This window comes from Phenylobacterium sp., from assembly GCF_044236515.1.
In the GTDB taxonomy this organism is placed as follows: Bacteria; Pseudomonadota; Alphaproteobacteria; order Caulobacterales; family Caulobacteraceae; genus Phenylobacterium.
Genome location: NZ_JBIIGK010000207.1, coordinates 1 through 4,112, shown reverse-complemented (window position 1 = coordinate 4,112; position 4,112 = coordinate 1). Strand labels below are relative to the sequence as shown.

Annotated in this window: 6 protein-coding genes; all 6 read right to left on the bottom strand. The window is 68.7% G+C overall.

Going from position 1 to position 4,112, the window contains the following annotated elements; all coding sequences use genetic code 11:
- A partial coding sequence (rplB, locus tag ACILRF_RS14995) for a 50S ribosomal protein L2 (RefSeq protein ID WP_395674291.1) occupies positions 1-736 on the bottom strand: 736 nt, incomplete at its 3' end.
- Between the two features lie 4 nt (positions 737-740).
- Positions 741-1,043, bottom strand: a complete 303-nt coding sequence (locus tag ACILRF_RS14990; protein WP_395674289.1) for a 50S ribosomal protein L23 — start codon at positions 1,041-1,043, stop codon at positions 741-743.
- Complete coding sequence (gene rplD, locus ACILRF_RS14985) at positions 1,043-1,681, bottom strand: 50S ribosomal protein L4 (RefSeq protein WP_395674287.1); 639 nt, start codon at positions 1,679-1,681, stop codon at positions 1,043-1,045. Before rplD ends, ACILRF_RS14990 begins: the two co-directional genes overlap by 1 nt.
- Entirely contained in the window at positions 1,681-2,463 is a 783-nt protein-coding gene (gene rplC / locus ACILRF_RS14980) for a 50S ribosomal protein L3 (RefSeq protein WP_395674285.1), read from the bottom strand. The genes rplD and rplC overlap by 1 nt, the downstream gene beginning before the upstream one ends.
- 13 nt (positions 2,464-2,476) lie before the next feature.
- A complete protein-coding gene (gene rpsJ, locus ACILRF_RS14975) occupies positions 2,477-2,785 on the bottom strand; it encodes a 30S ribosomal protein S10 (protein WP_091739014.1) in 309 nt (102 codons plus the stop codon).
- A gap of 279 nt (positions 2,786-3,064) precedes the next feature.
- The gene (locus ACILRF_RS14970; RefSeq protein WP_395674283.1) at positions 3,065-3,898 is read right to left on the bottom strand and encodes a GIN domain-containing protein; all 834 of its coding nucleotides are present in this window, start codon (positions 3,896-3,898) and stop codon (positions 3,065-3,067) included.
- Positions 3,899-4,112: the final 214 nt, after the last annotated feature.

The following is a 4,112-nucleotide window of genomic DNA, read 5'->3' as shown; positions in this document are numbered from 1 at the left end:
CCGGGTGACGGCCGCCCGAGGTCTTGCCTTCACCGCCGCCGTGCGGGTGATCGACCGGGTTCATGGCGACGCCGCGGACGTGCGGGCGACGGCCCTTGTGACGGTTGCGGCCGGCCTTACCCATGACCTCGTTCATGTGGTCCTGGTTGGAGACCGCACCGACGGTGGCCATGCAGCTGTCCGGCACCATGCGCAGTTCGCCCGAGTTCAGGCGGATCTGGGCGTAGCCGGCGTCGCGGCCGACCAGCTGGGCGTAGGCGCCAGCCGAGCGGGCGATCTGACCGCCCTTCAGCGGCTTCAGCTCGACGTTATGGATGATCGTACCGATCGGCATGCCGCGCAGCGGCATGGCGTTGCCCGGCTTCACGTCGGCCTTTTCGGCGGCGATCACCTGGTCGCCGGCCTTCAGGCGCTGCGGGGCCAGGATGTAGGCCAGTTCGCCGTCGGCGTACTTGATCAGGGCGATGAAGGCCGACCGGTTCGGGTCGTACTCCAGGCGCTCGACCGTCGCGGCGACGTCGAACTTGCGACGCTTGAAGTCCACCTTGCGGTACAGGCGCTTGGCGCCGCCGCCGCGGAAGCGGACGGCGATGCGTCCGCCGCCGCCACGGCCGCCGGTCTTGGTCAGGCCCTCGACGAGGGACTTCTCCGGGCGGCCCTTGTGGAGCTCGGACCTGTCCACCAGAACCAGCTGGCGCCGGCCGGGGGACGTCGGGTTGTATTGCTTCAAGGCCATCGGATCAGAGCCCCGTGGTGATGTCGATGGACTGGCCCTCGGCCAGGGTCACGACAGCTTTCTTGACGTCGGAACGACGGCCTTCGATGCCGCGGAAGCGCTTGGTCTTGCCCTTCACGTTGAGGGTGTTGACCTTGGTCACGTTGACCTTGAACAGCGCCTCGACCGCCGAAGCGATCTCGTCCTTCGAGGCGTCGGCGGCCACGCGGAAGACGACCTTGTTCTGCTCCGAGAGCAGGGTGGCCTTCTCGGTGATCACCGGCGACAGGATGGTGTCGTAGTGACGAACGGTGGGTTGCTCGGCCATTACGCGGCCTCCTTAGCCTGGAAGCGCGCGTTGATCGCTTCGACCGCGTCCTTGGTGAGGACGAGGGTGCGGCGACGCAGCACGTCGTAGACGTTCAGGCCGGCGTTCGGCAGCACATCCACGTTCGGGATGTTGCGGGCCGCCAGGCCGAAGTTCTTGTCCACCTCGGCTCCGGCGATGACCAGGGCGTGGGTGACGCCGATCTTGCCGAGCTGCTCGCGCAGGGCGGCCGTCTTGGCTTCCTGCACCGACAGCGAGTCGAGGACGATCAGCGAGCCATCCTTGGCCTTGGCCGACAGCGCGTGGCGCAGGGCCAGGGCGCGGACCTTCTTGGGCAGGTCGAAGGCATGGCTGCGGACCACGGGACCGTGGGCCTTGGCGCCGCCGACGAACTGGGCCGCACGGCGCGAACCGTGACGGGCGCCGCCGGTGCCCTTCTGCTTGTACATCTTCTTCGAGGTCCGGGAGACCTCGTTGCGGACCTGGATCTTGTGGTTGCCCGAGCGGCGCTTGGCCAGCTGCCAAGTGACGACGCGTTGCAGGATGTCGCCGCGGATCTCTTCGATGCCGAAGATCTCGTCGGCCAGCTCGATCGAGCCGCCCTTCCCGCCGTCGAGCTTGATGACGTCGAGTTTCATTACGCTTGATCCCCAGCTTCCGGAGCCTCGGCCGCAGCCTCGGTCACCGCGGCTTCTTCAGCCGGAGCCTCTTCCGCCGCGGCCTGGGCCGGAGCCGGCTGCTCGCCCGACTTGCGGAACGCGCCCGGCTTCGGGGCGTCGGCCGGCAGAGCCGACTTCACCGCGTCGCGGATCTTCACGAACGTGCCCTCGGTGCCCGGGACGGCGCCCTTCACCAGGATCAGGTTCCGCTCGGTGTCGACCCGCCAGATGGTCAGGTTGAGCGTGGTGACGGTTTCCTGGCCGAGATGGCCAGCCATCTTCTTGCCCGGGAAAGTCCGGCCCGGGTCCTGGCGGTTACCGGTCGAACCGTGCGAGCGGTGCGAGACCGACACGCCGTGGGTCGCCCGCAGGCCGCCGAAGTTCCAGCGCTTCATGGCGCCGGCGAAGCCCTTACCGACGGTGACGCCGGTGATGTCGACCTTCTGCCCCGGAAGGAAGTGGTCGGCGGTCAGTTCCGCGCCCACGTCGATCAGGTTGTCTTCCGACACCCGGAACTCGGCCACGGTGCGCTTCGGCTCGACTTCGCCCTTGGCGAAGTGACCACGCAGGGCCTTGGAGGTGTTCTTGGCCTTCTTCGCGCCAGCACCGAGCTGGAGCGCGACGTAGCCGTCCTTGTCCTTCGTGCGCTGGGCGACGACCTGGCAGCCTTCGAGGCTGAGCACGGTCACCGGGACATGAACGCCGGCTTCATCGAAGAAGCGGGCCATACCCAGCTTTTTGGCGATCACGCCGGTTCGCATCGGACCGATCCCCTTAGAGCTTGATCTCGACGTCCACGCCGGCGGACAGGTCGAGCTTCATGAGCGCGTCCACGGTCTGCGGGGTGGGGTCGACGATGTCGAGCACGCGCTTGTGCGTGCGGATCTCGAACTGCTCGCGCGACTTCTTGTCGACGTGCGGCGAGCGGTTGACGGTGAATTTTTCGATGCGCGTCGGCAGCGGGATAGGCCCGCGCACGGTGGCGCCGGTCCGCTTGGCGGTGTTGACGATCTCGCGCGTGGAATGGTCCAGCACGCGGTGGTCGAACGCCTTCAGGCGGATGCGGATGTTCTGACGATCCATATCGCTCTTTTCGTTCCCTACAGACGGCGGCCCGCCCGCGTGATCTCGACCATTTCAAAGACCAACCCGAACTCTCGATGAGAGCCCGTACGCGTAAGTCCGCTACAAACGACTTAGGCCCGCGCGAAATCTGCGAGGGCCCCTCCCGAAACGCTAAATTTTAGCACTGTCTCAGGTTCGTTCCGCGGGCCGCGTCTGCGCCGAAGCGCACAGCCGGTCCAACAGGAGGCGCGGTAATACCTATCCGACTCGGCTTCGTCAAGCCGGCCGCGGCCCCTCTCAGCGTCCGACCGACACCTGGCCGGACCCGATCACCGAACGGGCGACCTCGCCCCGCACACGGCGGACGCGGATGTCGCCGGAGCCGGCGACGCGGGCCCGGAGGCTGTCGGCCTCGCCCTCGTAGACGACGTCGCCGGAGCCGGCCACCGAAGCGCTGAGAGCCGTGGCGCGGCCGCCGGCGATCCGCACCTCGCCCGAGCCGGCAAGGGAGATGTCGACCGGACCCGAGGCGGAGGCCGCGACGATGTCCCCCGAGCCGGCGAGGTCGAGCTTGAGGCCGGAGGCGACCGCGCGCAGGCTGACGTCGCCGGCGCCCGCCAGGCGGATGCGCGCCGAGCCGGCGGAGCCCGCCAGGGTGTCTCCCGAGCCGGCCTGGTTGAGCTTCAGATCCCCGCGGACGTTGGCCAGCGTCCAGTCGCCGCAGCCGCCGTGGGCGAGGTCGACGCTGGCGGCGCGGCCGACGACGCCGAACACCGCGCCGCTGGCCTCGACCTTCACGTCCATCGGCGTGCGGATCACGACCTGCGGCAACTGGGCGACGGGCACCTGGCCGTGACCGCGGACGTGGACGCGGGCGCTGCCCCCCTCCCCCCGGCAGCCGCCGATACGGGCGCCGAGGCGGCCGTCGACGAGGGTGACGTTGCGCTCCTGGCGGATCCGGATCGGCAGGTCGGGATTGGCGCGGACCACCTCGACGAGGATGTCGGAGCGGCTCTCGGGGATGACAGTGACGCGGGCCGCCGCATCGCGGATCTTGACCTCGGCGGCCTGGGCGACGCCGCCGGCGGCGAGGGCGCAGGTCCCGATCAGAGCTGAAACGGCGAGGCGCATGGTCTTCGTCTCCTGTCCCTTGACGGTGACGCTAGGCCGGTCGCGGCGTAAGGGCAGCTTAATTCGAGGTCATGACATGCCGGACAGGCGCGCAAAGGAAAAGGGCCGCCGGGGGTGTCCCGGCGGCCCTTGCCTTGGTCTCGAGTGAGCGGTGAGGCTTACTCGACGATCTTCGAGACGACGCCCGCGCCGACCGTACGGCCGCCTTCGCGGA